This window comes from Phycisphaeraceae bacterium (assembly GCA_019636795.1).
In the GTDB taxonomy this organism is placed as follows: domain Bacteria; phylum Planctomycetota; class Phycisphaerae; order Phycisphaerales; family UBA1924; genus JAHBWW01.
In genome coordinates, this window is record JAHBWW010000001.1 from 716,124 (window position 1) to 740,662 (window position 24,539).

23 protein-coding genes are annotated in these 24,539 nt (G+C 62.2%); 13 read left to right on the forward strand and 10 right to left on the reverse strand.

The features are described from left to right. Positions 1–25: 25 nt before the first annotated feature. Positions 26–1,027, reverse strand: a complete 1,002-nt coding sequence (locus KF757_02995) for an NAD-dependent epimerase/dehydratase family protein (GenBank protein ID MBX3321938.1) — start codon at positions 1,025–1,027, stop codon at positions 26–28. Between the two features lie 416 nt (positions 1,028–1,443). Between KF757_02995 and KF757_03000 the strand changes: the two genes are divergently transcribed. Next, positions 1,444–2,955: a leucyl aminopeptidase family protein gene (locus KF757_03000; GenBank protein ID MBX3321939.1), complete on the forward strand. Its 1,512-nt coding sequence runs from the start codon at positions 1,444–1,446 to the stop codon at positions 2,953–2,955. 61 nt (positions 2,956–3,016) lie between these two features. On the opposite strand, the gene KF757_03005 is transcribed toward KF757_03000, so the two are convergent. Next, positions 3,017–4,177, reverse strand: coding sequence for an SO_0444 family Cu/Zn efflux transporter (locus KF757_03005; GenBank protein MBX3321940.1), 1,161 nt, complete (start codon positions 4,175–4,177; stop codon positions 3,017–3,019). Between the two features lie 42 nt (positions 4,178–4,219). On the opposite strand from KF757_03005, the gene KF757_03010 reads away from it, so the two are divergent. From KF757_03010 to KF757_03035, 6 genes are all read left to right on the forward strand, one after another. Continuing rightward, positions 4,220–5,629: an ADP-ribosylglycohydrolase family protein gene (locus KF757_03010; protein MBX3321941.1), complete on the forward strand. Its 1,410-nt coding sequence runs from the start codon at positions 4,220–4,222 to the stop codon at positions 5,627–5,629. 15 nt (positions 5,630–5,644) lie between these two features. Next, on the forward strand, positions 5,645–6,934 hold the full coding sequence (locus KF757_03015; GenBank protein ID MBX3321942.1) for an NADH-quinone oxidoreductase subunit D: 1,290 nt from the start codon (positions 5,645–5,647) through the stop codon (positions 6,932–6,934). Positions 6,935–7,002: 68 nt separating this feature from the next. Further along, positions 7,003–7,362: a hypothetical protein gene (locus tag KF757_03020; GenBank protein ID MBX3321943.1), complete on the forward strand. Its 360-nt coding sequence runs from the start codon at positions 7,003–7,005 to the stop codon at positions 7,360–7,362. Positions 7,363–7,438: 76 nt separating this feature from the next. Next, positions 7,439–7,741 carry a hypothetical protein gene (locus KF757_03025; protein ID MBX3321944.1) on the forward strand — a complete coding sequence of 101 codons (303 nt, stop codon included), beginning with the start codon at positions 7,439–7,441 and terminating at the stop codon, positions 7,739–7,741. 18 nt (positions 7,742–7,759) lie between these two features. Continuing rightward, positions 7,760–8,161 (forward strand): DUF2752 domain-containing protein, encoded by a 402-nt coding sequence (locus KF757_03030; GenBank protein MBX3321945.1) that lies wholly within the window; start codon positions 7,760–7,762, stop codon positions 8,159–8,161. A 72-nt stretch (positions 8,162–8,233) separates the two neighbouring features. Then, positions 8,234–9,925, forward strand: coding sequence for an AbgT family transporter (locus KF757_03035; protein ID MBX3321946.1), 1,692 nt, complete (start codon positions 8,234–8,236; stop codon positions 9,923–9,925). A 764-nt stretch (positions 9,926–10,689) separates the two neighbouring features. On the opposite strand, the gene KF757_03040 is transcribed toward KF757_03035, so the two are convergent. After that, positions 10,690–11,448: a hypothetical protein gene (locus KF757_03040; GenBank protein ID MBX3321947.1), complete on the reverse strand. Its 759-nt coding sequence runs from the start codon at positions 11,446–11,448 to the stop codon at positions 10,690–10,692. 522 nt (positions 11,449–11,970) lie between these two features. On the opposite strand from KF757_03040, the gene gltX reads away from it, so the two are divergent. Next, entirely contained in the window at positions 11,971–13,689 is a 1,719-nt protein-coding gene (gene gltX, locus KF757_03045; protein ID MBX3321948.1) for a glutamate--tRNA ligase, read from the forward strand. A gap of 39 nt (positions 13,690–13,728) precedes the next feature. On the opposite strand, the gene KF757_03050 is transcribed toward gltX, so the two are convergent. The 5 genes from KF757_03050 to KF757_03070 are packed head-to-tail and all read right to left on the reverse strand — an operon-like array spanning position 13,729 to position 19,973. Continuing rightward, positions 13,729–14,694, reverse strand: a complete 966-nt coding sequence (locus KF757_03050; GenBank protein MBX3321949.1) for an ATP-binding cassette domain-containing protein — start codon at positions 14,692–14,694, stop codon at positions 13,729–13,731. Next, complete coding sequence (locus tag KF757_03055) at positions 14,694–15,728, reverse strand: ABC transporter ATP-binding protein (GenBank protein MBX3321950.1); 1,035 nt, start codon at positions 15,726–15,728, stop codon at positions 14,694–14,696. Before KF757_03055 ends, KF757_03050 begins: the two co-directional genes overlap by 1 nt. A 25-nt stretch (positions 15,729–15,753) precedes the next feature. After that, positions 15,754–17,106 carry an ABC transporter permease gene (locus tag KF757_03060; GenBank protein MBX3321951.1) on the reverse strand — a complete coding sequence of 451 codons (1,353 nt, stop codon included), beginning with the start codon at positions 17,104–17,106 and terminating at the stop codon, positions 15,754–15,756. After that, positions 17,103–18,092 (reverse strand): ABC transporter permease, encoded by a 990-nt coding sequence (locus KF757_03065; GenBank protein MBX3321952.1) that lies wholly within the window; start codon positions 18,090–18,092, stop codon positions 17,103–17,105. Before KF757_03065 ends, KF757_03060 begins: the two co-directional genes overlap by 4 nt. Positions 18,093–18,152: 60 nt before the next feature. Then, entirely contained in the window at positions 18,153–19,973 is a 1,821-nt protein-coding gene (locus KF757_03070) for a hypothetical protein (protein MBX3321953.1), read from the reverse strand. Positions 19,974–20,177: 204 nt separating this feature from the next. On the opposite strand from KF757_03070, the gene KF757_03075 reads away from it, so the two are divergent. The 4 genes from KF757_03075 to KF757_03090 are packed head-to-tail and all read left to right on the forward strand — an operon-like array spanning position 20,178 to position 22,895. Then, positions 20,178–20,576 (forward strand): Dabb family protein, encoded by a 399-nt coding sequence (locus KF757_03075; GenBank protein ID MBX3321954.1) that lies wholly within the window; start codon positions 20,178–20,180, stop codon positions 20,574–20,576. Positions 20,577–20,615: 39 nt separating this feature from the next. Continuing rightward, the gene (locus KF757_03080) at positions 20,616–21,764 is read left to right on the forward strand and encodes a pyridoxal phosphate-dependent aminotransferase family protein (protein MBX3321955.1); all 1,149 of its coding nucleotides are present in this window, start codon (positions 20,616–20,618) and stop codon (positions 21,762–21,764) included. After that, entirely contained in the window at positions 21,757–22,539 is a 783-nt protein-coding gene (locus KF757_03085) for a hypothetical protein (protein ID MBX3321956.1), read from the forward strand. The genes KF757_03080 and KF757_03085 overlap by 8 nt, the downstream gene beginning before the upstream one ends. Further along, positions 22,539–22,895, forward strand: a complete 357-nt coding sequence (locus tag KF757_03090) for a hypothetical protein (GenBank protein ID MBX3321957.1) — start codon at positions 22,539–22,541, stop codon at positions 22,893–22,895. The genes KF757_03085 and KF757_03090 overlap by 1 nt, the downstream gene beginning before the upstream one ends. Before the next feature lie 9 nt (positions 22,896–22,904). Here the strand turns inward: KF757_03090 and KF757_03095 are convergent, their stop codons facing one another. Together KF757_03095 and KF757_03100 are read right to left on the reverse strand one after the other, a co-directional pair. Then, positions 22,905–23,321, reverse strand: coding sequence for a DUF3568 family protein (locus KF757_03095; GenBank protein ID MBX3321958.1), 417 nt, complete (start codon positions 23,319–23,321; stop codon positions 22,905–22,907). Continuing rightward, positions 23,279–23,998: an NYN domain-containing protein gene (locus tag KF757_03100; GenBank protein ID MBX3321959.1), complete on the reverse strand. Its 720-nt coding sequence runs from the start codon at positions 23,996–23,998 to the stop codon at positions 23,279–23,281. Before KF757_03100 ends, KF757_03095 begins: the two co-directional genes overlap by 43 nt. Before the next feature lie 133 nt (positions 23,999–24,131). On the opposite strand from KF757_03100, the gene rpsU reads away from it, so the two are divergent. Continuing rightward, entirely contained in the window at positions 24,132–24,320 is a 189-nt protein-coding gene (gene rpsU, locus KF757_03105) for a 30S ribosomal protein S21 (protein MBX3321960.1), read from the forward strand. Positions 24,321–24,539 lie beyond the last annotated feature (219 nt).

Consider the following 24,539-nt stretch of genomic DNA (forward strand, 5'->3'; position numbering starts at 1 on the left):
GGTTTCTCCTGCGAGAGGGCGGCGTTCAGACGGTTGCGGTTGCGGGTTTGTTGCCGTATGTGGCCTGATATTCGCCGAGGATCCAGTCGTAGGTTTTCTTCATGCCTTCGCGGAGGGAGACGGAAGGCTCCCAGTTGAGGTACTTGCGAATGAGGGCGTTGTCGCTGTTGCGGCCTCGGACGCCCTTGGGTGCGTCGAGGTTGTAGTTTCGCTTGAGTTTGAGGCCTGCGAAATCTTCGACGATATCGACGAGTTGGTTGATGCTGACGAGTTCGCTCGAGCCGAGGTTGATCGGTTCGAGGATATCGGAGTGGGTGATGGAGTCGATGCCTTTGAGGCAGTCGTCGATGTACATGAACGAGCGGGTCTGCTCGCCGTCGCCCCAGATTTCGATGGAGTGATTGCCGGTGAGTTTGGCTTGAATGACTTTGCGGCAGACGGCTGCGGGGGCCTTTTCGCGTCCGCCATCCCATGTGCCGAATGGGCCGTAGACATTGTGGAAGCGTGCGACGCGGGTGTGGAGTCCGAAGTCTTCGCGGAAGTGTCGGCACATGCGTTCGGAGAAGAGTTTTTCCCAGCCGTAACCGTCCTCGGGCATGGCGGGGTATGCGTCTGCTTCTTTGAGTGCTGTGACATCGGCGTTGGTCTGTTTGTCGGCGTTGTAGACGCAGGCGGAGGAGGCGTAGAAGAAGCGGGAGATGTTGCAGTCCTTGGCAGCCATGAGCATGTGTGTGTTGGTGAGGACGGAGAGCATGCAGAGTGCTTTGTTGTTTTCGATGAATCCCATGCCTCCCATGTCGGCGGCGAGCTGGAAGACTTCGTCTGCGCCCTGGCATGCGCGGTAGCAGTTGTCTTTGTCCTTGAGGTCGGCGACGACATTCTCAGCCTCCGGGTGGACCTGATACCACTCTTCGAGGGGCTTGATGTCTACAGATCGAACGCGGAATCCGCGATCGAGCATGCGTCGTGCGAGGTGTCCGCCGATGAATCCGCCGCCGCCTCCGATGACCGCCAACTTTCCACTCATTGATCTTCTCCGCGACTGAGGCCCGTGGTTTGGGCCGAGATTAGAAATGCCGATCCTTGGCGGCCTGACCTGAATTTTGGGGCTCCTGCGCCCTGGTGTTTGCGTTGTGTCCGGATGCCTTGGGTTCGGGTGGAATTTGGGGCATCAGGCCTCTTGCTGCGAGGTACGAACCATAGGGAGGATGGGTTCGAGATGCCATATTCGAGGGCATCGCGAAGTGCCACACTCCTGTACTGCGTTGATCGGCGTGATGCGGAGTCGGCTTGACTTTGCGTGGGCGCGAGACGTGGGAAAAGGTGGCGTGGTGGGTGTGCGTAGTGGGTGTTTATCGGTCCGGGCGAGGTTTGGGCGTCTACCCTGCTTGCGTCAGGGTCGCGAGAGTTTGCAGGAATTGAACAGATTGACAGGGAGTTGCCATGTTTGAATCAGTTCGCGTCGGGTCGCGTGGGAATGTGGACACGCTTGTTCTGGGGTGTTTTTCGGGTGAGAAGTTGGATCGGGCTTCGGCGCGACGAGACACGGACGGGGCTGCGCGTGCTGCGATGGAACGCGGGGGGTTTGCTGGTGAGATTGGATCGATCGTGGAGGGCAATCCGCGCGAGGGAGTTTCGCGGGTGCTTGTGATCGGGCTTGGGGCGAAGGATCGATTTGGGGCTGAGGCGCTCCGGACAGTGTCGGCGAGCATTGCACGCCGGTTGGCGAGTGTGAAGGCGGCGAATGTCGAGATTGATTTTGGTGCATCGATCAAGAGCGCGCGCATGAAAGCGGCGGATGCCGGCGCGATTGTGGGCGAGACGGTGGGCATTGCGGGGTGGGTGTGCGATGAGTTTCGGGGTTCGGCGTCGAGCGCGAGCAAGCGGGAGAAACTGTCGCTGCGGAGTGATGATGCGGAGTTTGTGCGTGGGCTCAAGCGGGGGCTTGGGATTGCGGAGGGCGTGAACATTGCGCGGACGCTGAGCCAGACGCCGCCGAATATCGCGACACCGATGGAGATTGCACGGCGTGCCAAGGCGATGGGGCGGAAACTGGGGTTGAAGGTTTCGGTGATGTCCGGGGCGAAGTTGCGCGAAGAGCGCATGACGGGGCTGATTACGGTTGGGCAGGCGAGCGAGAATGAGCCGTGCCTGATTCGGATGGAGTATCAGCCTGCGCGGGCGAAGAAGGGCATGAAGCCTGCGGTGCTTGTCGGCAAGACGATCACGTATGACACAGGCGGGCTGAGCCTGAAGATCAACAACGGCATGAAAGGGATGAAGCGCGACAAGGACGGCGGGTGCGCGGTGTTTGGTGCGATGCATGCGATCGCGACGGTGATCAAGCCGAACAGGCCTGTGGTGGGGATTCTGGTTGCGGCTGAGAATTCGATCAGCGATGAGGCGTATCGGCCCGACGACATTATCACCTATCGCAATGGGGTGACGGTGGAAGTGACGAACACTGATGCGGAGGGGCGTCTGGTGCTTGCTGATGGTTTGTGCTGGGCGATGGAGAAGGAGAAGCCGGCGTATGTGGTGGACATTGCGACGCTGACTGGCGGGGTTGTGGTGGCGCTGGGCAAGGCGTTTGCGGGGTATTGGTGTGAGGATGAGGCGCTGCGGGCGCGTGTTGAGGCTGCGGGTGCGGCGAGTGGTGATCGGGTGTGGAGGCTGCCGCACGATGAGGCGTATCAGAAGATGATGAAGTCGCCGGTGGCGGATATTGTGAACTCGGCACCGGTGCGTGAGGCGCATCCGATTCAGGGTGCGGCGTTCTTGCGGTACTTTGTTGATTATCCGCAGAAAAACGGGGAGAAAGCGTTTGCGTGGGCGCACGTGGATATTGCGGGGACGCATGTTGTGGAGTCGGATACGGGACCATTCGTGGCGGGTCCGACGGGGTTTGGAGTGCGGTTGCTTGCGTCGTTGCTTGAGGGGGATGATGGGGTGTGATGGGCGTTTCCCTACCCGGATCTGTGAGCGAGGCGCTCAAAGATCCGGCGTCTGGGGACGATCATGACGCATGCTTCTCGTGCGATGAACAACAGGATTTGGACGGAGCGGGTTCGATGTGACAGGCTCGACCTGCGACGGTTGCATCCCAGATGCGCATGGTCAGACACCATGCCAGCAGCATCGTGAAGAGGATGCTGCCGATTGCGAAGAGGAGGCTGAGAGCGGCGTGTTCGTGCGAGCCGAGCGTGTCGGCGAGTCGAATGGTTTGGGCAAAGAATGCGTCGAATGCCAGGCCTGCGATGACGGCGACGGTTGCGATGACGGCGAGGTAGATTGCGGTCGCGCGCAGGCCGAGGTCTTTGAGCGCCCAGGTGATGGTTGCGACGTTGGTGGCGGGTCCGGCGAGGAGGAGGACGAGTGCGGCACCGGGGCTGAGGCCTGCGGCGACGAGGGTGAAGGCGAGGGGCGTTGAGCTGGTGGCGCAGATGTAGAGGGGGATGCCGACGAGGAGCATGAGAAGCATGGGCGCGAGGCCGGTGCCGATGTTGGACTCGATCCAGCCGAGAGGAAGTGCTGCGGTCACAGCGGCTGCGGCGATGAAGCCGATGGCGAGCCACGGGGCGAGATCCATGGGCATGGTGACAAAGCCGTGGCGAAATGCGGAGCGGAGGCGCTGAGCGAGAGTGGGCGCGGCTGCGGGCGCGGAGTGGCAGCAGGCTTTTGGCGCGGGCGTGGCGTGTGTCTGGCAACACGACGTTGGCTCGATCTTTTGTTCTCCGATGGTGATAGTGCGGGGCTCGGGGTTTTTTCGGTTTGTGAGTTCGATGAGCAGGCCCGCGGTGAAAGCGGTGATGATGGCGATGACGGGGCGTGTGAAGGCGTAGAACGGGCCGAAGAGTGCCCAGGTGAGCGGGATGGATTCTTCGCCGGTTTGCGGGGTGGAGATGGCAAATGCGGCAGCGGAGCCTTTGGAGGCGCCGTCTTTGCGGAGGCTTGCGGCGACGGGGATGACGCTGCATGAGCAGAGGGGGAGGGGGATTCCCAGGAGGCTGGCTTTGAGGATTGGCCAGGGGCCTGAGCCGGCGAGGTGGCGGGTGAGGAAGGACTTTGGGACGAGGGCGTGAACGGCTCCGGCCATGGCGAAGCCGACGATAAGCCAGAGGCCCGATTCGTGGATCAGGGCCCAGAAGGATTGCCACCATGCTGCGAGAAAGGTCATGCAAGGACTGTACGTTCGCTGGGCGAGAGGGAAGGATGAGGCATGCCAGGATGGACACGGGCGGAGGAATTGCTGGAAGCCGAATTGCGGCAGTGTGCCGAGGCGGGGCAGGATGCGTCACGGCTGATTGAAGCGGTCAGGGCGCGTGAAGCGGGCGATGCGAATGCGTTGCTGGCGGCGTTGGATGCGATGGCGGCGGCAGGAATTGAGGATCCTCCGGGCGAGCCGAGCGAGATAGAGGGCATCGAAGCGCTGGCGGCGGGTGCTGTGGATCCGGGGTGCGAGCTGAATGATGAGGCGTTGTTCGATCGCCTGCATGGGGCGTGGCTTGGCCGGTGCGTGGGTTGTGCGCTGGGCAAGCCACTGGAAGAGTTCATGCATCCGGCTGGGGGATTGACGAGTCGCGAGCGTGTGCGGGTGTATGTCGAAGGGACAGGGCCGGGCGAGTATCCGATTCGCGATTTTGTGCGCCTGCGGTCGGCGAGCGAGGCGCGTACGGGCAATTCATGCTGCCCGCGGTCGACGCGCGAGGGCGTCGTGTGCATGGAGCCGGACGATGACATGCGCTACACAGTGCTGGCGACCAGGGTGCTCGAAGAGTCGGGGGCGGAGTTTGAATCGTGGGATGTGGCGCGGGCGTGGATGCGGCACTTGCCATACATGTCGGTGTGTACTGCTGAGACGCAGGCGTACAGGAATCTTGTGGAGCGGTGCGAGTTTCATCTCGGTTCAGACTGGTCGCGGGAGCGGCAGGCGGTGGATTGGGCGTGGGTGCGCACGCGGCAGAACCCGTATCGGGAATGGGTGGGGGCGGCGATTCGGGCCGATGCATATGGGTATGCGTGCCCGGGAGAGCCGAAGCGGGCGGCGAGGCTGGCTTATCGTGACGCGCGCATCAGCCATACGGGCAACGGCATCTATGGCGCGATGTTTGTTGCAGGAATTGTGGCGGCGGCCTTGGTGCTGAGTGATGCGTGCGAGGTGGTGGAGGCGGGGCTGGCGTGTGTGCCGGGCGATTCAAGGCTTGCGCGGGCTGTGCGCGAGTCGGTGCGGGCGTGTGCCAGTGCGGCTGATGATGAGGCGGCGCTAGACGCGGTGGACAGGATCGTTGCTGGGCTTGACGCGGCGCACGCGATTGTGCATGCGGTGATCGTGGCGGCGGCGCTGGTGCGTGGGGGAAGCGATGCGATGCGTGTGCTGTCGATCGCGGTTGGTGCAGGGCGGGACACGGATTGCAACGGGGCGACGGCAGGCTCGATCGTGGGGGCGATGGTGGGGGCGTCGGGCGTGCCGGGGCACATGTCCGGGCGGCTTTGCGATGCCTTGGAGACGGGGCTGGGCGATGAGGGGCGGGTGTCAATTCGCGCGATGGCGAAGCGTTCGCTGGAGATTGTGGGGTGTGTTCGGTCTGGTGGGCGGTCTGGTGGGCGGGCGTCTACGATCGGGGACTGACGGGAGGTTTTACGCATGCCCTATACGCTGCGGCCCGAGGACGGGCTGACGGTCGATGCCGACACGATCAACTACATCAATCAGCACGTGGATACGGGCGATCGGTGGGTGCTGAACTTCGGGCCTCAGCACCCGGCGACGCATACGACGCTGCGGCTGGTGCTGGAACTTGATGGCGAGCGCATCGCGCGGTGTACGCCGCACATCGGGTATCTGCACTCGGGCTTTGAGAAGCTGGGCGAACATCTGGATTACAACCAGTACGTGACGATCGTGAGCCGGATGAATTATCTGAGCCCGATCAGCAACGACATCTGCTGGCACCACGCGGTGGAGACGCTCTTCGGGATCGAGATCACGCCTCGGTGCAAGGCGGTGCGGACGATCATGGCCGAACTGGGGCGGATTCAGGACCATCTGTTGTGTCTGGGGGCTGCGGCGCTGGATCTTGGGGCGTTTACGGGGTTTCTGTATGCGTTCAATCCGCGCGAGAAGATCTACGACATCTGCGATTTCATTTCAGGCCAGCGGTTTCACCCGGACTGGTCGCGCGTAGGCGGGGCGAGTCAGGATCTGCCGGATGAAGAGACGTTCAAGAGGCTGGTCAAGAACTTCATACACGATGATTTGTCGACGGCGCTGAAGGATCTGGACGGGCTGGTGAGTCGGAACCGGATCTTCATCGACCGGACGCAGGGTGTTGGCGTGCTGACGCACGATGAGGCGCTGGCGTGGAGCACTTCGGGACCGATCGCGCGGGCGAGCGGGGTGCGTCGGGATCTGCGTAAGGATGAGCCGTATCTGTGCTATGCGAACAACTGGGATGGGCAGGGTGCCGAGGCGGTGAAGTTCAGCGTGCCTCTGGCGAGCGAGGGCGATGTGTACGCGCGGTTCCAGGTTCGGCTTGAAGAGGCCAAACAGGCGATTGCGATCATCGATCAGTTGATTGATCGCATCCCGCAGGGTCCGATGGATGTGTTCAGCGATTCGAAGATGGTCAAGCCGGCCAAGAAGGATGTGTACGGGTCGATTGAGGGGTTGATTCAGCACTTCGAGTTGATCATGAGCAACCGGGGGTGGAAGCCGCCGGTGGCCGAGGCGTATGGGGCGAACGAGACTGCGAACGGGGAGCTTGGGTACTACATCGTGTCGGATGGTTCGCCGCGATCGTGGCGTGCGCGGACTCGGCCTCCGAGTTTTATCAACTATCAGGTGATGGCGTTGCTGATCGAGGGGCACATGCTTGCGGACATCGTTGCGGTGCTTGGGAGTTTGAATATTGTGGCGGCGGAACTGGACCGCTGAAGCGTGTGGGTGAGTGTGGAGAATCGGCGATGCAGAAGGCTGGGCAAAACATTAGGAAGAACATTGGAGTGGCAGCGTTGACGGCGGTCGCGCTGGCGGCGAGCGGGTGCGGGGGCCGATCGGTCACGGTGCGCAACGCGACGAGCAAGTCGATCGAGGTGCGGGTGGTGCATGATGCGTTTTTGAGCGGGGATCGGACGCTGGGGTCGGCGCGGATTGCGCCGGATTCGACCGAATCGTTCGGGCCCTTCAAGGGGGTGCCGTTGCTTGATCCGGTCGATGTCGAGGTGAGTTTTACTTCCTCGGTCGGTGATTTGCCGGTGAAGCATCGTGTGGACAAGAAGAACGTGAGCCTGGTTGTGGAATCGGCGGGGCTGGAGACATGGACTGGGCTGGCGATCCGGCGTGAGGACAGGCGGTTCCGCTAGGCAACTTGCAGGGCGGGGCGGTTGTGGTACACTGGGGCCTGAGAACGGGCTGAGCAGGCCCAGGAAGGAAGCGTCGATGGACATGCCTCAATCGGGCGGGGGGTACGCTCCGCATCGCGGCGTCATGTTGCTGGTGCTGGGGATTCTGAGCATTGTGTTTTGTCAGATTCTCGGGCCTATCGCCTGGATCATGGGCAAGGGCGATCTTGCGAAGATCAATGCGGGGCAGATGGATCCGACCGGTCGCGACCTGACGAAGGTCGGGATGATCTGCGGCATCATCGGGACGGTGCTGCTGGCACTCTCGGTGGTGCTCTCGCTGTTGTGGGTGGTGTTCGTGCTGATACTGGGCGCGGGGATGGTGGCGGGCGCGCCCTGATCAGAAAGATGAGGCGGAATGCGACTGGGCGCAGAACGGTCGCGGCGCGTGCTTCCGATGTGGCCGGTGCTGGTGATCGTTGCGATCGGCGCCGGGATTGCGCTGTTGCATGTGCTGTCGCGGGGGTCGTCGATTGTGTGCACGACGCGGCGGCTGACGGGTGTGCCGTGCCCGACGTGTGGGAGCACGCGCGCGGTGATGGCGATGGTGCGCGGTGATGTTTCGGGGGCGCTGGCGTACAACCCGCTGACTGTTGTGGCGCTGGCATGCGTCGGGGTGGTGCTGGGCCTGCGCGTGGGGTTTGGGCGGCAGGTGCGGCTTGAGGCGAGCGGGCGCGAGTGGACGCTGCTGGCGGCGGGGTTGCTGGTCTTGCTGGGGATCAACTGGGCGTGGGTGCTCTGGCGTCACGGAATGCTGTAAGATGCGTTCCTTCGCGTGTTCGGGCGGCCGTGACCGGCTGAGCGCGATGGCCAGCATAAGGCAGAGAGATCCATGAGCAGCACACCCGATACGCCCCAATCGGCACCGACAGAGGGCAAGAAGAAGTTCCGCCTGCTTGACGTGGTCGAGATCGCGGGGAATCGGCTGCCCGATCCTTCGATTCTGTTTCTGATCGGCGCGCTGCTGGTGATGGTGGCGTCGGCGGCGGCGAGCCTCGGCGGGTGGGAGGTCGTCAAGAAGGTGCCGATGCAGGTGACCGATGCGGCGGGGGTCGTGTCGCTCGAACTGGTGCCGGCGATGAAGTCGGTCACGACGGTGACGGACGCGGGCGAGACGATCGTGTCGCAGGAGCCCGAGGTGTTGCGGGCGGTGAATCTGCTCACGAGCGACGGGATCTACTGGGCCCTGCGGACGATGGTGCGCAACTTCATGGACTTCCCGCCGCTGGGGATTGTGCTGGTGGGGATGCTGGGCATCGGCGTGGCCGAGCGGACAGGCCTGATCGCGGCGCTCCTCAAGATCTTCATGCTCATCACGCCCGAAAAGTTGCTGACGCCCGCGATGGTGTTCCTCGGGGTGATGAGTTCGCTGGCGTCGGATGCGGGGTATGTGGTGCTCCCGCCGCTGGCGGCACTGCTGTACAAGGCGGTGGGGCGGAGTCCGATCGTCGGCATCGCGGCGGTGTTTGCGGGCGTGTCGGCGGGGTTCAACGCCAACCTGGTGGTGACGGGGCTCGATCCGATGCTGGCGGGTCTTTCGCAGACCGGGGCGCAGTTCGTGGATCCTGAGTATGCCGTCAATCCGGCGTGCAACTGGCTGTTCATGATTGCGTCGACGATTATGGCGACGCTGGTGGGCTGGGCGACGACAGCGTGGATCGTCGAGCCGCGCTTCGCGCGCAAGAGCCCCGACGAGGGCGGCCCGTCGCCGGTCGATGAGGCCGAACTGGCCCAGCATCGGCTGACGGCGCAGGAAAAGCGCGGGCTGGGGCGGGCGACAGCGGTGCTCGTCGTGGGGCTGGCGCTGGTGGTCGTCAACGTGGTGGTGCCGGGCTTTCCGCTCAATGGCAAGGGCGTGATCTTTGATCGCTGGGCCGAGGCGATCGTGCCGCTGCTGTTCATTCTGTTTCTGCTCCCCGGGCTGGCCTTCGGCATGACCAACGGCACGATCCGTTCGACCAAGGATCTGGCGCGCCTCATGACCGAATCGATGGCGGCGATGTCGCCGATCATCGTGCTGGCGTTCTTTGCGGCGCAGTTCGTCGCGTACTTCCAGTACTCGAACCTGGGCGCGATGCTGGCGATCACGGGCGGGGAATATCTCTCGACGCTGGGGCTGCCGATGTTTCTGCTGCTGCTGGCGTTTATCCTGCTCACGGCGGTGTTCAACCTGTTCGTCGGGTCGATGAGCGCCAAGTATGCGCTGTTCGCGCCGATCTTCATCCCGATGCTGATGCTTGTCGGCATCAGCCCGGAACTGACGCAGGCGGCTTACCGCATCGGCGACTCGGTGACGAACATCATCACGCCGCTCAATGCGTACCTGATCATCATCCTCGTGTTCATGCAGAAGCACGATCGCAGCGCGGGCATGGGCACGCTGATCGCGACGATGCTGCCGTATACGTTCACGTTCACGATCGCGTGGTGCGCGATGCTGGGGCTGTGGCTGCTGCTGGGCATCCCGCTGGGGATTCCGTTCGAGACGGGCCCGCTGGAGTATGTGCCGCGCGCCATGCCGTGAGCGGGTGCTGGGGCGGCGGTGCGCGGGCACCGATCCGGCCCGGTGTTGCGCGGAGCGACGATGGTGACGCGCCGATCAATGGTTTTGACGCGCCGATAGATCATGTTGGCGCGCCGAATTGTCGTGTCGGCGCGCCGAATTGTCGTGTCAACGCGCCGATACACGATGTTGACGCGCCGAATTGTCGTGTCAACGCGCCGATAGATGATGTTGACGCGCCGAATTGTCGTGTCAACGCGCGGCGCAATGACAATTCGGCGCGCCATATGGGACCTTCGGGCCGTCCCAACCGCGTTTACGCGAGCGTCAAGGCCGGCAATCCCCCGTTATTGGTGCATCTGGGCCCGGCGGGTGGCACTGACCGCAACCATTGATGCATGAACCCGTGCCACCGACCACGGCTTTGAGTGGTCGGTGTGTCTTGGTTCCTTTCCAACCGAACCACCCTGCCGGCGGTCCGAACCACCCGCTTGCGGACCGTGGTGGGGCCAGACACATCCATCGCGGTAGTGTATCACGGCAAGTGATGCGTTGCACCGCGCGGATGCCGTGGCCATGGCTTTGCATGGCCACGATCACTGGCCCGGACCGCCTACAGCACACTCCGCCTCGCTGGGCAAAGCCGAGGCTTGGACATCCGGCATCGATCCGGCCGGGATCCCGCCACGATCAGAGCGATTGTCCGATTGTTCATCATGGCCATGCAGAGCCATGGCCATGGCACCCGGCACCACTACAACCACGCCGATCGAAAACAAACGTCCTCACCCAGCAACACGCCTTCGCCGCAAGAACAACCCGCCAACTGCAACAAACATCGTGCCCGGCGCAGGAATATCCGCGTAGTTGATCCAGTTCGTCGTCTGCGTCAAAAAGAACCCTTCGTCCGCCTCAAACACCGCATCAAACTTGCTCTGGTACCGATACGCCCCTGGCACCAGCGTGATTTCCCCGGGGAAGCCCAGCGGATGCGTCAATAGATCAATCTGTCCCCCATCCGGCGTGAACACGCCCTGAGACCACGCTCCCGTCTCAAGAAACGCATATTCCCATGAGCCCAGCCCCGTCGTCGCCGCGTTCAGATTCCACAGCCGAATCTCGCGCCGATTCGTGAATACATGCCACTTTTCGATCCCCACCTCAAACGTGCGAAGACTCGTATCCACCCCGCCCGCCGACCAATTCCCGTCGTAGGCATAACTCGTCGCGTCCACCATCATCGTTGATGTCGCCGTCTGGGTCACCACCGTGTTCGTCGCGACTGAAACACGCGAGTGGGCGAGCAGATGGTATCCCGTCGAGCCAGTTTCAGCGGTGCTTGTCGAATCCCACCATGAAGTAGTGCTGAAGATGGGCTCTCCACCCGACCACCCCGCATACAGCGACACAAACCCCGCACGTTGCGTCACAGGCCCGGCAGCACAAAGTCCGCTCGCCACCACCAACCCCGCAAGCCCGCCACACACCGCACGCCACGCTCCCAAGCCTCCCGCACACTCGTCCCCCAACGCGCTCCTGTCCATGTCTTGTCTCCTGTGTCTTCCTTCTGCCTGACCGACCGGCCGTCAACAGATAGTCACCCCTGCCAACGACCCCGCTCCACAGACTATACAGGCCACAGCCCTTAACCTTGCACCCAATACAATAAAACTTCTCAAAGCCGTGGTCATGGGGCGGGCAGCAAACTCATGCTGCTCTTAGCAACTTTCAGGCGGGGCGGCATCGAAGTCTGCCTTCTCCCGTGGCACCGAAGTCTGCTTTGAGACTTCGGTGTGCGTTGCGGGGCGAAGTGACGGTCCGTGATGCCGATCGGTCGCGATCATTAGCTCAGAGTACTGAACCGGTCGCTGTACGTCAAGGCGAGGCGGGTGGCACGGAGACGTGAAATCTGCGATCACAAACGGTGACATCCCCGCTGATCGTGCGGCGATCTGCGTCGATCGTGTCGGTGTGCCTGGGGGTGAGGGTCTGAGACCGGTCCTCGCGGAGTTCTCCGCCGTCGCCGTTGAGGGCCCCACTCGCGCTGCATGACCCTACGCTTGGCCATGACCGAGCCACCTGTTCTCACCCGCTTCGCCCCCTCGCCCACCGGGCACCTGCACATCGGCGGGGCGCGCACGGCCTTGTTCTGCCTGGCCTACGCCCGGCGGCACGGCGGCCGCTTTATCCTCCGCATCGAAGACACCGACCAGGCCCGCTCGAGCGCGGATGCGGCGCGTGGCATTCTCGAAGATCTCGCGTGGCTGGGCATCGCGTGGGACGAGGGGCCGGAGTTTGTCATCGAGTGCGGCCACACCATCGGCGGCGACCCGAGAAGCATCGGACCGTTTCATCAGAGCGATCGGCACGCGATCTACGCGACGTACTTCGAGCAGTTGCTCGCTTCGGGGCGTGCGTATCCGGCTTTTGACACGCCCGAGCAGCTCGCGGCGATGCGGGCCGAGGCCGAAGCCGCGAAGCGCACGTTTGTGTATCGCCCGGCGGCGGGCTATGACCGCGAGGCGGCGGTCGCGCGCCTGCGCAGCGGCGAGGCGCATGTCCTGCGGCTGGCGATGAGCGGCGAGGACATCGTGGTGCATGATCGCGTGCTGGGCGAGGTGACGTTCCCGGCGGCGGAACTCGACGATGTAGTGATCCGCAAGCAGGACGGCTTTCCGACATATCACTTTGCGGTTGTGGTCGATGATGCGCTCATGGGCGTGACGCACGTGCTGCGCGGGCAGGAGCACCTGAACAACACGCCGCGGCACATTGCGATTCAGCGGGCGCTGGGGTTCGCGACGCCGCAGTACGCGCACATGCCGCTGATCTTCAATCCTGACAACACGAAGATGAGCAAGCGCGACAAGGACAAGGCGGCCAAGAAGGCGGTGCGCGATGCGGGTATTACGACGGTGGCGGGGCTGAACGAGGTCTCGACGGGGCGCGGCGAGGCAGTGCGGGCGTCGTTGGCAGCACTCGACGAGAACACGTTTGCAACATGGCTCAAGGACAAGCAGCGGCAGTTGTCGCGCGAGCAGGTCGGCGCGGTGGCGCGGGCGCTGGGGCTGCGGCTGCCGGAGATCGACGTCGAGGACTTTCGCGCTGCGGGCTACCTGCCGGGAGTGTTGTGCAACTATCTCGCGCTGCTCGGCTGGAACCCGAAGACCAAGACCGAGGACGGCAAGGATCTGGAGCGTTTTGACGTGCGGTTTCTCGAAGAACACTTCGACATCGAGGGCATCGGGCGCTCGAGCGCGAAATTCGACCGTGAGAAGTTGCTTTCGTTCAACGCGCACACGATCCAGCACGAACTGAGCGACGAGGCGTTCGCGGCCGAGTGGCTCGCGTGGGCCGATCGGTTTGAACCGACGTTGGCGGTGTGGGCGCGCGCCGATGGAAGCCGGTGGAGTCTTGCGGCCAGCGCCGCCCGTCCGCGTGCGCGAACGCTGGGCGACGCGGCGGATGCGATCGCGTTTGCGCTTGCGCCCGACGATGCGATTGTGTACGACCCCAAGGCGGTGGCCAAGGTGCTCACCGAAGAGGGCCGGGCGATGCTGGCGCGCCTGCGCGCGGTGATCGCGGTGATTGAGCCGTTCGAACCGGCGGCGATCGAGGCGGCGCTGGCGCGGGAGGCTGAGGGCATCGGGATGGGCAAGGTGGCCCAGCCGCTGCGCGTGGCGATCACGGGCGGGACTGTCAGCCCCGGGCTTGGGCAGACACTGGCGTTGGTCGGGCGCGCTGGCGCACTGGCGCGCATTGATCGGTGTGTGCAGAGCCTGTGAAGTTGGGGAAAGCCAGACGGTGCCGATGCAGGGTGAAGGTCACTCCACTTCCCAGCACGCGACGCGGTGGCCCTTGGACTTGATCTCGAGCGGCGGGCGCTCGCGCTTGCAACGCTCGACCGCGATCGGACAGCGCGAGACGAACGGACAGCCGGGCGGCGGATCGAACGGGCTGGGCACATCGCCCTGAAGCACGGTGAGCGGGCGGCGGTCATCGGGGTCGTCGATCGGGTTGGCGCCGAGCAGGGCTTTGGTGTACGGGTGCTGGGCCTGGGCGTCGAGGTCTTCGGATTCGAGTTCTTCGACGACATGGCCGAGATACATCACCAGCACGCGATCGCAGAAGTGCGCGATGACTTTCAGATCGTGGCTGATGAACATCATGGTCAGGCCGAACTCGTCCTTGAGGTCTGCCAGGAGGTTGAGCACCTGTGCCTGGATCGAGACGTCGAGCGCGCTGACGGGTTCGTCGGCGACGATGAAGCGGGGTTTGACGCAGAGCGCGCGGGCGATGCCGATGCGCTGCCGCTGCCCGCCTGAGAACTCGTGCGGGTACTTGGTTTTGGCTTCGGGGCGGAGGCCGACTTTCTTCATCAGGTCATCGATGAGGTCTTCGGTCGGTGAGCCGGCATCGGCGATTCTGTGAAACCGTATCGCCTCGCGCAGGTGCCCTGCGATGGTGATCTTGGGGTTGAGCGATGAGTACGGATCCTGAAAGATGATCTGCATCGCGCGGCGGAATGGCATCATGTCTGCCGGGCCGAGCGTGGTGATCTCCTGGCCAAAGAGCAGGATCCGTCCCTGAGTGGGTTCGTAGAGTCGCAGGATTGTCTTGCCGAGCGTGCTTTTGCCGCAGCCGGATTCGCCGACGACACCGAGAACCTGTCCCTGCTCGATGTTGAATGTGACGCCATTGACAGCGTGGACATGGCCCTGGATGCGGTTGAGCACGCCGCCACGGACGGGGAAGAGTTTGTGCAGATCGTGGACTTCGAGAAGCGACATCAGTGCTGAGCCTCGGTAGTGAGTGGCGCGGTGCTTGGCAGTGGGAAGTGGCATCGCACAGGACGACCGACGCCGGCGTGGTCAACCAACAAGGGTTCGACATCCACGCACTGCTGTTGTTTGTAAGGGCAGCGATCGCTGAATCGGCAGCCCTTGGGCAGGTTGCGCAGGCTCGGGACGATGCCTGGAATGGTGGGGAGGTGGCGCGAGCGCTGAGCGCGGGTGCCGCGTTTGGGGATGGATTCGAGGAGCGCTTTTGTGTATGGATGCTGGGGCGAATGGAAGATCTCGCGCGTGGTTGCGATTTCGATCGCCCGTCCGGCGTACATGACCAGAACGCGGTCGCAGACCTGCGCCACCACGCCGAGGTTGTGCGTGATGAGGATGACAGCGGTCGAGAGTTTCTCCTTGAGCGAGTTCATGAGGTCGAGAATCTGTGCCTGGATTGTCACGTCGAGCGCGGTGGTGGGTTCGTCGGCGATGAGCACATCGGGTTCGCAGCACAGGGCAATGGCGATCATGACACGCTGTCGCATGCCGCCCGAGAGCTGGTGCGGGTATTCGTGAATCCGTCGCTCGGGATTGGGGATGTCGACCAGGCGGAGCATCTCGATCGCGCGGTCGCGTCGCTCGGAGCGGTTGAGCGTGGTGTGATATTTGAGTGCTTCGTCGAGTTGCCAGCCGACGGTGAAGACCGGGTTGAGGCTGGTCATCGGCTCCTGGAAGATCATCGCGATCTTGTCGCCGCGAACTGTGCGCATGACGCGCTCGGGCGCTGTGACAAGGTTGATGTTGTTGTACAGGACTTTGCTGTTTTGGCCGTAGATTGTGAGGTGTTCGGGGAGCAGTCGCATGATGGACTTGCTGGTGACGGTTTTGCCGCAGCCTGATTCGCCGACGATGCCGAGTGTTTCGCCGGCGAAGACGTCGAACGACACGTCATCAACAGCGGTCACGAGGCCGTCGTCGGTGCGGAAACTTGTGGTCAGGTTGCGGACCTGAAGAATCGGGGGTTGTGTGGCTGGTGTCACCATGATGGGGTTGCAATAGTCGCGGGCATCAGACGTGTTTGGGGTCGAAGGCATCCTGGAGTGCGTCGGAAACGATGTTGAAGGCGAGGACAAGGCCGAACATCAGGACAGTGGCGGTCAGGACCGTCCAGAAGAAGAAGTTCTGGACGTCTTCGCGACCGAGGCTGATCAGGATGCCCCAGCTGGGCTGGCCCTTGACACCGAGGCCGAGGAACGAGAGGATCACCTCGCTCTTGATCGCACCGATGAAGATCAGGCTGAAGTTGATGAACATGATGTGCGAGGTGTTGGGGATGACGTGCTTGATGAGAATGCGGAAGCGGCCGAGCCCGATGGCGGTGGCGGCTTGCACGTACTCGAGTTGCTTGATCTTCATGACTTCGCCTCGAATGACGCGGCAGGTCCCGATCCAGAACGTGAGCCCGAAGGCGGCATAGACAGGCACGAGGGCCAGGCCCGGGCGTTCGGTCGGGTTGTCGAAGAGTTCGGCAAAGAGTGCGTTGCCTCGGACGATGTAGATGAGCACCGCGAGGAGCACGAGGTATGGAACAGAACTGAGGGTGGAGACGAGCCACATGACCAGATGGTCAACCCATCGGCCATAGAAACCGGCGAGGCCGCCGAGGATGGTGCCGATGGTGACCGACATCAGCGAGGCGATGAGTCCGACCTGAAACGCAATCTTGATGCTGTAGAAGGATCGGACCGCGACCGAGCGGCCCGATTCATCGGAGCCGAGAAACGTGCGGAATGAGTAGACAAGGCCGCCCCAGCCTGTGGGCATGGGCATGAGATCGAGAAGCGCGGCCTCGACACGGGGCATGGCTTGGGCGATGATCTTGTAGACTTCGGCATTCTCGAGTTGAAGATCGGCCAGCTCGGCTTCGAGTGAGGCACGCTCGTCGGGGTCTAACTCGTCGTCGAGCACGACCTCGATGTCGTTGATCTCGTAACGGATGTCCTCGCGCTCGAGCCAGGCGTCATCGAGCGTGTCAAAGTGCTCGCGCAGCTGCTGCCAGAGGCGGTCAACATCGGCGGGTGATGCGTTGACGATGGTGCGTTCGGCCAGGGCCACGGCTTCGATCCGTTGCGAGGCGTCGGGAGCTTGCGCAAGCCCGCCTGGCGCATTGAGCGATGGTTGTAGATGCTGGCGAACGTACCACGTCAGTTCGTCGAAGCGTTTTTCCTGATCGGGTTTCTGGAGGAAGCCGTAGGATCTCCCGGGCAGGACGCGCTGGTTGCAATCGCGCAGGTCGAGCACGCCGAAGAACACTGCAACTGCGACGAAGAAGTACAGACCGATCACCCCGAGCGCGACCATGGCGAGTTTGTTGCGGCGAAACTTTCGAGCGCCGCGGCTTTTGAAGAGTTTGACCATCATGAGAGCCTCACTCTCGGATCGACCAGCGCGTACAGCACGTCGGTCAGGATGATCGAAAGGATGAAGATGCCGGCGAAGACAGCGACGAAGGCCTGAATGACCGGGAAGTCGTCGGCGTTGATCGCGTTGATGAGTTCGGCACCCATGCCGGGGATCTTGAAGTACATTTCGAGCAGGATCGAGCCTGTGATGAGGAACGGCAGTGTCGCCATGATGCGCGTGATGATCGGGATCATCGCGTTCTTGAGCATGTGAACGAAGATCACCTTGGGTTTGCTGGCACCCTTGGCCACGGCGGTCACGATGTAGTCCTTGGTCGTCTCCTCGACCATGACGGCGCGATAGAAGCGGACATCGTACCCCATAGAGACAATAACGCCAATGATGACCGGCAGCATGCAGTACTTGACCCAGTTGCCCAGTGATGCGCCTTCGCTCAGGAAGGGCACCCATGGCGCGTATCCCGTGATTGCGAACGGGGTGTTGAACCCTCCAGGATCGAGGTTCGGCCAATATGCACCAAAGAACTGCCCGAAGATGATGTACACCAGGAAACTGATGCTCATGCCGAGCACGGCGATCACGACAAGTGTTCGATCGATCAACCTCCCTCGAAAGTACGCGGATATCAGTGAGACGACAATCGAGACCGACGCGCTGACGACAAGTGTCGGGAGCGTGATCGAGAGACTCGGCGGGATCGCCTTGCGGATGATGTCGCCGACGGACCGACCTTTCTGGCTCCAACTTTCCTCGGTGAAGTTCAGCGTGAAGGTCTTGCCGAGGAAGCGAACATACTGCACCAGCAGCGGGTCATTGAGCCTCATTTTTTCGCGGATGGCGTCGATCTCGGCCGGAGTTGGATTCTTGCTCAACTGCGACCGAACCGGATCGCGTGCATAGCGCAGCCCGATCATCAGCAGCAGAACGATGCTGAGATAGACGGGGATGTTGTACAAGATCTTGCGAACGATAAAAGCCCACATACGCGATGTACTCCGAGCCGAAGGAAGCGATCGGGGTTGATTCGAGTTTCCTGCCGATCTTTACCGTCGGGCGGGGTGCGCCATATCGACATCGAGATATTTGACGTAGGTGTAGAAGTCTTCGGTGGGCTTGAAGTTCTTGCACCAGGGTTGGATGAGGTACACGCGAGTTCGAGCGAGCGAGCCGCAGAACGGGGCGTCGTGAATCAGCATATCGCGCATCTGCTCGTACACCTTGGTCCGCTCGGGGCCGGGAGGCATCGTGCGGATTTGTTCGTAGAGTGCGTCGTACTCGGGGCGCGAGTAGTTGGAGTGGTTCGAGCCCGGCGAGGCGTTGGGGCTGTAGAAGAGCGCGAGGTTGTTCTCAGCGTCGGGATAGTCCGATCCCCACGCGAAACTGAACATGGGTGCCTGCCGCAGATCGACGGTTGACATCAGGTCGGTGAAGTTGAGATATCGCGGGTTGAGTCGGATGCCGACGAGGTCGAGGTTTCGCTGCATGAGTTCGACTATGCGCTGGCTCTCGGCACCTGAACTCGTGTAGAACTCGATGACGGGAAGATCGGTGACTTTCCCATTGACAACGGTGTACCCTGCTTCGCGCAGTTTCTGGCGAGCGAGCTCGTAGTTGGGTCCGCGTGTCGAGAAGGGCGCACGGTTGCCTTCGGTGCTGGGGAAGCCATCGAGACCTGGAGGGATCGGCCCGTCATAGGGCAGCGCCATGCCGAAGTAGAACGTCTCGTTCATTTCGTCCCAGTCCATGGCGAGATTGATCGCCTGGCGCAGGGCGCGTTTCTGATCGGTCAGTCCGCCGACGAGTTTGTCATCCATGTTGAATGAACGGAAGATGAAGTCGAGCAGCGGCACCTGAACAGCCCGAATGCCCTGTCGATCCCACTCGCGGCGAAGTTCCTTGGTGCGGCGGCTGAAGGCCTCTTCAAAGCCCGATTGGGGAACGGTTGTGAACTCCTTGAGGCCCGACTTGAACTCGAGCCACATGGGTTGGCTCTCGACGAAGAACGTGAACTCGAGTTTGTCGATGAACGGGATGCGTTGTCCGGCGGGCTGATGCAGGCCCAAGCGTTCATCCTCGGGCATCCACTCGCTCGGGTAGTAGGCTTCGCGATAGTTCGGGTTGCGGTGCATGGTCAGGCTGACATTGCGGCGCCAGTCTGATTCGTTGCGGAGAATGAATGGTCCGGTTCCGACGGGGCGACCGGCGAATGTCGAGCCATAGCGCTCGACCGCTTCGCGCGGGACGATGGAGAACTGGAACATGGCCAGGCGCCAGACGAACTGCTGGTTTGGTTCGTTGAGTTCAACTTCGAAGGTGTAGGTGCCGGTTTTGCGCAGGCCTTCGACATTGGCCTCATAGTCGAAACGCTCCTTGTTCTTGACCCGCTCGGCCTGCTTGTCCTTGTAGTCGTCGAACCCCTTGATCATGCCTTCGACGAGCCACCAGCTCTTGTATGTGTTTGCCGGATCGGCCAGTCGCTTCCATGAGTAGATAACGTCGTCGGCCACCATCTCGCGGCCCTTGCCACCAGGGAAGCAGGGGTCATCGTGGAAAAGAACGCCGGGAAGGAGTTCGAACTTCCACAGCCGACCGCCTTCGGTGACTTCGGGCATTTGCGTCAGGAGCAGTGGTTCGAGTTCGAGAGGACGCTTGAGGTACTTGTACTGGAGCAGAGTTTCGTAGAGGGCTGAAGCCGCGCGGTTTTCGTAGGTGGTGGAACCCATGATCGGGTCGAGCGTGCCCGGGCCATTGGTGGTCATCGGAATGCGGATGACCTTCTCCTGGGCGTGGGCATGCGGCGCGAACAATGCCAATGCGACAGCCAGGCATGTCAACAGCCATGCGGTGTGCGTTCGTGCGATCATGAGGCATCCTCCTTGTTCGATTGTGGTTGCAAGCCGATGCGGTGCATATGGCTTGCAAAACCCCAGCGGATCGATCCTAGCGACCGGCGAGCGCGTACGCCACGCGCACGGTTGAGCAATTGAATACCGTTCTGGGCGTGAGGTGCTGACAAGAATCCCGCTCAAATTTCTGCACTTGTGAGCGTGAGCCGAAAGGGGGCGCTGATGAAGACCGAACGAATGCGATGGACCGGACTCGTGGCACTGATCGGGGCGCTGGCTGTCGGTGGGTGCTCGTCATCGGGGCCCGCCAGACCGGCCATGATCTCGCATGTGGTGCTCATCGAACTGAGCGATCCGTCGCTGGCTGGCGCATTGATTGCCGATTGCGACCGGCATCTGACCGATATCAAAGAGGTCAGGTCGTATGCGAGTGGACAACACCTCGATACCGGGCGGGCGACGGTGCAGAGTGATTATGACGTGGGTTTGTATATCGGGTTTGACTCGGTCGAGGATTATGCGCGGTATGTGGAGCATCCGTTGCATGTGGAGTTGGTTGATCGCTGGCGGTCGCGCATCGCGCGGATGCGCGTGTACGACATCGGCGATCCGACGCCCTGAGTGGCGGGTGCTCCAGGAGAGAGCGGGAGGAAGCGGCTGATGAGTGCTCCGGCGTTTGATGCGGTCAGTGCGACGATGGTCAGGCGCGGGCAGCGCGAGTTGATCGCATTCGCGGGGTGCAACTACCTTGGGCTGGCGCACGAGCCGCGTGTCTTGCGGGCGGCAAGCGAAGCCATGGGACACTTTGGCCTGAGCACAAGCGCATCGCGCGAGACGAGCGGGAATACAGCGCTGCACGAACAGATGGAAGACCTGATCTGTGCAGTGCTCGGGGCTGAGCGCGCGCTGCTGGTGCCTGATGGATATACCGCCAATCTGGCTGCGATGCAGATGCTCGCTGCAGTGGGTGTTCGGACGGCCCTGGTTGATGAGCGATCGCACCGAAGTCTGCTTGATGCAGCGCGGTGCGCGGGAATGGACGTGCGGATGTTTCGCGGCGACAGGTTCGAAGAAGCGCAGCGCGAGATTCAAGCCACGACGACCGGGGATATTGCGATTCTGACTGATGGCGTGTTTGCCAGCGATGGGCGCATGGCGATGCTGCGGGCGTTTCACGAGAGCGGGCTCTATCTGGTGGTGGACGACTGCCATGCGTTTGGCGTGCTGGGGCCGGGCGGTGCGGGCACTTTGGCGCATCAGGGGTTGGGATTGCGCGAGCGGGTGGTGGTGACATCGACGCTGGCCAAGGGAATCGGGTGTGCGGGGGGGTTCGTGGCGGCGCGGGCGTCGCTGATTGATGTGGCGCGGGTCAGGGCCAGTGCGTACGTCTGCACGACGCCGGCCTCGCCGGTGCTGATTGCCGGGGCGATCGTGGCGCTGAGCATCGCGCGCGTTGATGATGCCCGTCATGAGCGGCTTCGGACGAATATTGAGCACGTCGAGAGCGTGCTGCGCGGGCTGGGCATCACGGTGAGGCGTGAACCGACACCGATTTTCGCGTTCACGATCGGGTCGGCCCAGCGCATGGAGCGGATTGAGCAAGTACTCGAAGCCGAGGGCGTGTTTGTGCCTGTGGTGACGTACCCGAGTGGGCCATCGCCGGTGTACTTTCGGTTGAGCGTGACAAGCGAGCACGAGGCGCACCACATCGACACTCTGGCCCGGGCACTGCAGCGGGCGCTGAGTGCGGGTGAAGATTTGAGCGTACCCTCTGTCCATGCGCGACACCGATCTGAGATCGATGCTTGATTTCGCTGTGGACGCCGCCAGGCAGGCCGGCGAGGTGACGCTGCGATATTTTCGACACGATGCGCTGGAAGTGACGGGCAAGGCGGACGGCACGTCCGTGACTCGCGCTGATCGCGAAGCCGAATCGCAGTTGCGAAGCCTGATCGAAACGCGGTTTCCCTCGCACAGCATCATGGGCGAAGAGCAGGGGCAGAGCGGCCACTCGAGCACGCGGTGGATTCTGGATCCGGTGGACGGGACATTTTCGTTTGTACGTGGTGTGCCGCTGTATGGCACGCTCGTAGGGCTTGAGCGCGATGGCGAGATGGTTCTCGGTGTGTTGTACATGCCGGCGCTTGATGAGCTGGTGTATGCAGCCCGAGGGCTTGGCGCCTGGCATCGCGTGGGACGTGTGACAGAGACTCGAGCGCGGGTTTCGAGCGTTGCATCGCTTGATGAGGCGCTGATGTGCACGACCTCGAGCGATTACTTTCGCAAGGCGGGAATCGCGGGCCTGCTGCCCGAACTGGCGGGGAAGTTCGGGCATAATCGCGGGTGGAGCGATTGCTATGCAGCGCTTCTGGTGGCGACCGGGCGGGCCGAAGCGGTGGTCGAGCCGTTGATTCATCCGTGGGATGTCGCAGCCATCAAGCCGATTATCGAAGAAGCGGGCGGTCGGTATTCAGACTGGTCGGGAGATGGGTCGATTCATCGGCCGACAGCGCTGATGTCGAACGGGCTGGTGCATGACGAGTTGATTGCGATGTTGCACGCCTCAGCAGCGGAGATTCAGTAATGCACAGGCCGGGCTCCAATCCTGCGGACATGCAGCCCGAGGACTTTATCTGTGATTTCTGCGGGATCGCGTGGGACGGCACGTTTGCGATGGTCGAGGGGCACCGGGGCAGTTTAATCTGCGGGCGATGTCTGACTGTGGCCTATACCGATATCGTGCTGGGTGATGTTGCGCAAAGGAATGAGACAAATGAGGAATCGACGTGCGTGATGTGCCTCGAAGCGAAGGCTGAGGGCATGTGGCAGAGCCCGGTTCTGGAAGAGGCCAAGGTGTGTCGCACATGCGTGAACCGCTCGGCGGGCAAGCTGCACAAGGACCCGGACTGGAACTGGTCCAAGCCTGTCTTGCCGAGGTAGGGCGGTTGTTTAGCGCCCGAGCAGTGTCAGGATTGATTCGAGCATGTCGCGGCTGGTGGTTTCATTGCCGCCGGGTTCGATGCGCACGCTGATGCGCGTGCCATTGGGTGAAAGAGATGATCCGACAATGATGCGCTTGAAGAGTCTTGAGTCGGGCGGGCGTGCGACGATGCGGGTGCGGTCGTTGGTGGCTTCGGAGGTGGTGATGGTGTAGCCGCGGTGTCGGAGCGTGCGTTCGGCTGCTGCACGAATCGATTGAGGCGGGATGGACTGTGGGAGTTCGGAGTGCAGCGTCTCGACCGCGTAGACGGCAAGAACGGGTTCCTGACCATGCCAGGCGTAGGTGGGATGGCGCTGTTGCGTGGTGCAGCCACTGATCAGGATCAGGACGAGGGCGGCGGGAATGGTTGTATGTCGGAGAGCCATCGGTGCATATCGAGTTCGGCCAAATCGATGTCAAGTCCTGACTCTTTGATGAGCGGTGGGAGAGAAGGGTCGAGCATCGGCGAAGGTTGCGCGGGTTTGTGGACTTTTGCGGGCTCTGGAGTTGGAATGGGCGGGGGTGGCGGTGGCGGCGAAGGTGGGTGATCGACCGGTGCGCCGAGGCCGAAGTGCTTCATCCAGTAGGCCAAATCTGACCTGTTCAGGGGAGTACTTTGCGCAAACGCTGGGAGTTCCGGCTTACGGGCCCGATCGTGGTCCGCAGTGAGGTGCCTTAGAAAGGTGGAGGCTTGGAGCGGGCGTCCCCCCCATTTTCGGGCAGATCGGATCAGGCGGCGGTCTGAACTCACCATGGTGATCGAGGAAGATCCCTGATGGTGGAGGAGGAGTTCTTCGATCAGGTCGTCGGCTTCCTGCCCGGGGCGGGAAAAGACGAGACGGACAGAGTCGAGGCTGATGGAGGTGGTGCGGCCTGAGGCGGCGATGGCTTGATTGGGGCGGGTCTGCGAGGCGAGGGGGCCATCGCAGACAAGGACGGTTGACTCGTTGCGATACCTGCTGGTCTTGAGGAGTCGGACCAGGTCGAGGAGTTCGGGAGCGGCCAAGTGAGGCGGGAGGACGCCTTGGACGTTGAGGACGTTGTAGGCGTCGATGATGAGCATGGGGCGGGAAAGCGTATGGCGGGTTGATCGGCGGACTTTGGTGCCCTTTACTTACGCCCGGTCCCGGAGGATCGGGAGGGAGCGCGGGTCGCTCTTGAGCGGTGGGCATTGACTGGTCAGAGGAAGTGGAAGCATGGCGATTCGGATCAAGTCTCGGGGCGGGGAGAGCGTCGAGCAGATGATGCGTCGATTCAAGAAGTTGTGCGAGAAGGAAGGCCTGACGAAGGACATCAAGCGCAAAGAGTACTACGAGAAGCCTTCGGAGCGCAAGCGGCGTGCGCGTCGCAAGAGCGACAACCGTCGGATCCGTTTCGACGAGTAGGCTTCTGAATCTGGTGCGCGAGCGATCACCGACTTCTTGGCGGTTGCGTGCGCGGGCTCTTGCGCCTGCAGCAGACGTACCGATAAATGATTGAGACGATTTGGCGGTGGAAAGTGAGCGGGTGCTCACTTGGTGTGCTATTGTATCGACCCTCCTCGTGCTGCATATTCTGGCGACTGTTGGGGGAGGGGCCGGCCGGTGCAGGTCGGCGGGAAACAA

Coding starts and splice junctions, on each gene's coding strand:
- KF757_03040 (MBX3321947.1), bottom strand. CDS start 11,448: ATGGACAGGAGCGCGTTGGGGGACGAGTGTGCGGGAGGCTTGGGAGCG.
- KF757_03025 (MBX3321944.1), top strand. CDS start 7,439: ATGGACATGCCTCAATCGGGCGGGGGGTACGCTCCGCATCGCGGCGTC.
- KF757_02995 (MBX3321938.1), bottom strand. CDS start 1,027: ATGAGTGGAAAGTTGGCGGTCATCGGAGGCGGCGGCGGATTCATCGGC.
- rpsU (MBX3321960.1), top strand. CDS start 24,132: ATGGCGATTCGGATCAAGTCTCGGGGCGGGGAGAGCGTCGAGCAGATG.
- KF757_03080 (MBX3321955.1), top strand. CDS start 20,616: ATGAGTGCTCCGGCGTTTGATGCGGTCAGTGCGACGATGGTCAGGCGC.
- gltX (MBX3321948.1), top strand. CDS start 11,971: ATGACCGAGCCACCTGTTCTCACCCGCTTCGCCCCCTCGCCCACCGGG.
- KF757_03090 (MBX3321957.1), top strand. CDS start 22,539: ATGCACAGGCCGGGCTCCAATCCTGCGGACATGCAGCCCGAGGACTTT.
- KF757_03095 (MBX3321958.1), bottom strand. CDS start 23,321: ATGGCTCTCCGACATACAACCATTCCCGCCGCCCTCGTCCTGATCCTG.
- KF757_03000 (MBX3321939.1), top strand. CDS start 1,444: ATGTTTGAATCAGTTCGCGTCGGGTCGCGTGGGAATGTGGACACGCTT.
- KF757_03085 (MBX3321956.1), top strand. CDS start 21,757: ATGCTTGATTTCGCTGTGGACGCCGCCAGGCAGGCCGGCGAGGTGACG.
- KF757_03060 (MBX3321951.1), bottom strand. CDS start 17,106: ATGATGGTCAAACTCTTCAAAAGCCGCGGCGCTCGAAAGTTTCGCCGC.
- KF757_03100 (MBX3321959.1), bottom strand. CDS start 23,998: ATGCTCATCATCGACGCCTACAACGTCCTCAACGTCCAAGGCGTCCTC.
- KF757_03050 (MBX3321949.1), bottom strand. CDS start 14,694: ATGTCGCTTCTCGAAGTCCACGATCTGCACAAACTCTTCCCCGTCCGT.
- KF757_03070 (MBX3321953.1), bottom strand. CDS start 19,973: ATGATCGCACGAACGCACACCGCATGGCTGTTGACATGCCTGGCTGTC.
- KF757_03010 (MBX3321941.1), top strand. CDS start 4,220: ATGCCAGGATGGACACGGGCGGAGGAATTGCTGGAAGCCGAATTGCGG.
- KF757_03065 (MBX3321952.1), bottom strand. CDS start 18,092: ATGTGGGCTTTTATCGTTCGCAAGATCTTGTACAACATCCCCGTCTAT.
- KF757_03015 (MBX3321942.1), top strand. CDS start 5,645: ATGCCCTATACGCTGCGGCCCGAGGACGGGCTGACGGTCGATGCCGAC.
- KF757_03035 (MBX3321946.1), top strand. CDS start 8,234: ATGAGCAGCACACCCGATACGCCCCAATCGGCACCGACAGAGGGCAAG.
- KF757_03030 (MBX3321945.1), top strand. CDS start 7,760: ATGCGACTGGGCGCAGAACGGTCGCGGCGCGTGCTTCCGATGTGGCCG.
- KF757_03075 (MBX3321954.1), top strand. CDS start 20,178: ATGAAGACCGAACGAATGCGATGGACCGGACTCGTGGCACTGATCGGG.
- KF757_03005 (MBX3321940.1), bottom strand. CDS start 4,177: ATGACCTTTCTCGCAGCATGGTGGCAATCCTTCTGGGCCCTGATCCAC.
- KF757_03055 (MBX3321950.1), bottom strand. CDS start 15,728: ATGGTGACACCAGCCACACAACCCCCGATTCTTCAGGTCCGCAACCTG.